This is a genomic window from Scandinavium sp., from assembly GCF_036271055.1.
In the GTDB taxonomy this organism is placed as follows: domain Bacteria; phylum Pseudomonadota; class Gammaproteobacteria; order Enterobacterales; family Enterobacteriaceae; genus Scandinavium.
This window is the reverse complement of the sequence record NZ_DATBBJ010000110.1, coordinates 1-3,722: the sequence shown is the minus strand read 5'-3', so window position 1 is coordinate 3,722 and position 3,722 is coordinate 1. Positions and strand designations below refer to the sequence as shown.

Genomic DNA, 3,722 nt, shown 5'->3' with positions numbered 1-3,722 from the left:
ATTTACAGTCTGCTCCCTTTGGCCGCTCGGGAACCCCACCGGACTTGATGGTGCCGACTACCGGAATCGAACTGGTGACCTACTGATTACAAGTCAGTTGCTCTACCTACTGAGCTAAGTCGGCATCAAGTAGCGCGCATTTTAGGGAGACATGGCGGAGCATGCAACTAAAAAATTGCATAAAATGTTCTCTTGCTTATATTTTGCGCACAACACTGCAAAATCGATGCAAATTCCGCCATTTGCGAACAAAAAACGGTCAGGTGCATTCCTTTTTTCATAATTTGTTCTACATGTCTCAATCAAAAACAGCTCGATTGCCGTCTAAACACCGGTCACTTTCACATTATTACGACCACAGGTGCCAGGAAAGTGTATTGAGAGTGTGATGCTTTCTGGTGAAAGCACCACTAAATCTGATTTTTTCTTCTTATTCGGTTCAATCTGGTGTTAACCTCCTGCCCATTGTCCTGATTAACTGAATGTGTTGCATCATCACGTTTCGGCTTACGGAATGGGTGATAGCAAACAGAACAAGCTTATGAGCAAAAAAGATCAAACGTTAATGACGCCGTATCTACAGTTCAACCGTAGCCAATGGGCTGCACTTCGTGATTCCGTGCCGATGACCCTTACTGAAGGGGAAATCACGCGTCTGAAGGGCATTAACGAAGACCTGTCGCTGGAAGAAGTGGCAGAGATCTATTTGCCACTGTCGCGCTTACTTAATTTCTATATCAGCTCTAATTTGCGCCGCCAGGCTGTGCTTGAACAATTTCTTGGCACCAATACACCTCGCATCCCTTATGTCATAAGTATTGCCGGTAGTGTGGCGGTCGGAAAAAGTACAACGGCACGTGTTCTGCAGGCTCTGCTTAGTCGTTGGCCTGAGCATCGTCGCGTTGAACTGATTACCACTGACGGTTTCCTGCATCCGAATGAAGTATTGAAAGAGCGCGGGCTCATGAAGAAGAAAGGCTTCCCGCAATCTTATGATATGCATCGCCTGGTGAAATTTGTGTCGGATATCAAATCGGGCGCGCCTGATTTAACGGCCCCCGTCTATTCCCACTTGATCTATGACGTCATCACCGATGGCGACAAAACGGTTACGCATCCGGATATTCTGATCCTTGAAGGTCTCAATGTCCTGCAGAGTGGCATGGACTATCCGCACGATCCTCACCACGTATTTGTCTCTGATTTCGTCGATTTCTCAATTTATGTCGATGCACCCGAAGAGCTATTAAGAAATTGGTACATCAACCGCTTCCTTAAATTCCGCGAAGGGGCCTTTACCGATCCTGATTCCTATTTCCACAACTATGCGAAATTATCCGAGGACGAAGCTGTTAATATTGCAACGTCATTGTGGAATGAGATCAATTTATTGAATCTTAAAGAAAATATCTTGCCAACTCGTGAGCGCGCCAGCCTAATCCTTGCCAAAAGTGCTGACCATTCCGTCGAAGAAGTGCGGTTGCGGAAATAAAAAAGGGAGCTTATGCTCCCTTCTCTTATTCTGCGCTACGTAGAGAAATTTCCCCGCCCATCCAGGGTTTGATTACCCCTTCCTGTTCAAGCAGCAGTGCTCCCTGAGTATCAATCCCTCGTGACGTACCGAATATTTCTTTTTCACCGATAATTAATTTTACTGGCCGATGAATGAAATTATCCAGTTTTTCCCAACGCGAGAGATAAGGTGCTAACCCTTCTTGCTCAAACAGTATCAGTGCGGCACGGAGCTCTTTAATCAATCGGACAGTAAGCGTATTGCGATCAATGGCAATTCCCGCTTCCTGCAAGTTAATCCAGCCCTGGTTGATGACATCAGATTCAACTCGACGCATAGCCAAATTGATACCAGCGCCAATCACGATCTGCGCTGCATCGCCCGTTTTTCCCGTTAACTCGACCAAAATCCCGGCAAGTTTACGGTCCATCAAATAAAGGTCATTAGGCCATTTGACGCGGACTTTTTCGGCACCAAGGCTCTGTAGTACTTCAGCCATGACGATGCCAATGACCAGGCTCAAACCAATCGCTGCTGCTGGACCTTGCTCAAGTCGCCAGTACATTGACAGATAAAGATTAGATCCAAAGGGTGAGAACCATTTTCTACCACGACGACCGCGACCTGCTTGCTGATATTCGGCAACACAAACATCGCCCGATTGCAGCGTAGAGAAGCGATCAAGCAGGTACTGGTTAGTCGAATCGATAACAGGCAGAACAGTAACAGCCCCATCGCTTATGCTGCTACGAATGAACTCTTCATTCAGCAATTGAATCGGTTCTGGCAGGCTGTACCCCTTTCCTGGCACGGTAAATACATCAACACCCCAGTCGCGTAGCGTCTGGATATGTTTGTTGATAGCCGCCCGGCTCATGCCTAATGTGTCACCCAACTGCTCACCGGAATGAAATTCGCCATTTGATAAAATCGAAATTAACGTGAGTGGTACGGTATTATCCTTCACGCAATAGCCTCCACAGCGTTAACTTCACCCGTTTCGCCAATAAACCGAACCTCAGGCTCCAGCCAGACGTCGAACTTCTCACCAACCTGCTGACGCACATAGTGCGCGAGAGCGACCACATCGTCGCTAACAGCATTATTTTCGTTTATCAAAACAAGCGCCTGCTGCCTATGAACCATCGCGCCGCCAATACTTTTGCCCTTAAGCTGGCATTGGTCAATTAACCAGCCCGCAGCAAGTTTTACCTTGCCATCAGCTTGAGGATAATGCGGTGCATTTGGAAACGCTTTGAGCAACTTATCGGCAAGCACTGGCTGGATCACCGGGTTTTTGAAGAAACTGCCCGCATTTCCATTCACCTTTGGATCTGGCAACTTGGTCATTCGCATATGGCACACTGCATCAAAAACCTGTTGAGGTGTCACTGTCAGCGGATCCAGACTCGTTAAATCACCGTAGTTCAGGACCGGTGTCCATTGCTTCAATAACTTCAGGCCGATAGCGACAATGACGTAGCTATTTTGATACTCATGCTTGAAGATGCTGTCTCGATAGCCAAAACGGCACTCCTTCGCACTCAAACGCTTAGCGGCACCAGTCGCCAGTTCAATACAATCAACATATTCACATACGCGTTGTAATTCAACACCATAGGCCCCGATATTCTGGATAGGAGAAGAGCCTGCACAGCCTGGAATTAACGCCAAATTCTCAAGACCGGGCATGCTGTTTTCCAACGTATGCTTGACCAGATTATGCCAATTCTCACCTGCACCTACATGCAAATGCCATGCATCTGACTGCTCAGTAACCTTGATGCCTTTGATTCGATTGACCAGCACTAAACCCGAATAATCAGACAAGAAAAGCACATTGCTGCCCTCTCCCAGGATTAAAACTGGCAGATTTTCTGCAGTCGCTCGCTGCCAGGCGTCCAATAACTGTGGTGCATTGTCGGCACAAATGATACGCGCTGCTTGGCTTTCGATACCAAAAGTATTAAAGGGCTTTAAGGAGTGATTCATAGTGGCTTCCAGATGCAAAATCCCGGCTAGTGTAACGTATTCATTGAAGGAAGGCATGTGGATATGTCTGTGGATGGGTTGTGCAACAACGCAAAAAGCCCAGTCTTTCGACTGGGCTTTCCACTTGTTTGATGCCTGGCAGTTCCCTACTCTCGCATGGGGAGACCCCACACTACCATCGGCGCTACGGCGTTTCACTTCTGAGTTCGGCATGGGG

General features: G+C 47.5%; 3 protein-coding genes, 1 tRNA gene and 1 rRNA gene. 1 reads left to right on the top strand and 4 read right to left on the bottom strand.

From position 1 onward, the window contains the following. Positions 1–48: 48 nt before the first annotated feature. Positions 49–124 (bottom strand) — tRNA-Thr (locus VH187_RS23255). Positions 125–541: 417 nt separating this feature from the next. Here VH187_RS23255 and coaA point away from each other — a divergent pair. Beyond that, the gene (coaA, locus tag VH187_RS23250; protein WP_329703798.1) at positions 542–1,492 is read left to right on the top strand and encodes a type I pantothenate kinase; all 951 of its coding nucleotides are present in this window, start codon (positions 542–544) and stop codon (positions 1,490–1,492) included. Positions 1,493–1,517: 25 nt separating this feature from the next. On the opposite strand, the gene birA is transcribed toward coaA, so the two are convergent. The 3 genes from birA to rrf all read right to left on the bottom strand — a co-directional run. Further along, positions 1,518–2,480: a bifunctional biotin--[acetyl-CoA-carboxylase] ligase/biotin operon repressor BirA gene (birA, locus tag VH187_RS23245; protein WP_329703797.1), complete on the bottom strand. Its 963-nt coding sequence runs from the start codon at positions 2,478–2,480 to the stop codon at positions 1,518–1,520. Next, complete coding sequence (gene murB, locus VH187_RS23240) at positions 2,477–3,505, bottom strand: UDP-N-acetylmuramate dehydrogenase (protein WP_329703799.1); 1,029 nt, start codon at positions 3,503–3,505, stop codon at positions 2,477–2,479. Before murB ends, birA begins: the two co-directional genes overlap by 4 nt. 133 nt (positions 3,506–3,638) lie before the next feature. Further along, a 5S ribosomal RNA gene (rrf, locus tag VH187_RS23550) occupies positions 3,639–3,722 on the bottom strand; the annotation flags it as partial.

What these genes read in the sequence shown, in the direction of transcription:
- coaA (WP_329703798.1), top strand. Translation starts at nt 542, where the DNA reads ATGAGCAAAAAAGATCAAACGTTAATGACGCCGTATCTACAGTTCAAC.
- murB (WP_329703799.1), bottom strand. Translation starts at nt 3,505, where the DNA reads ATGAATCACTCCTTAAAGCCCTTTAATACTTTTGGTATCGAAAGCCAA.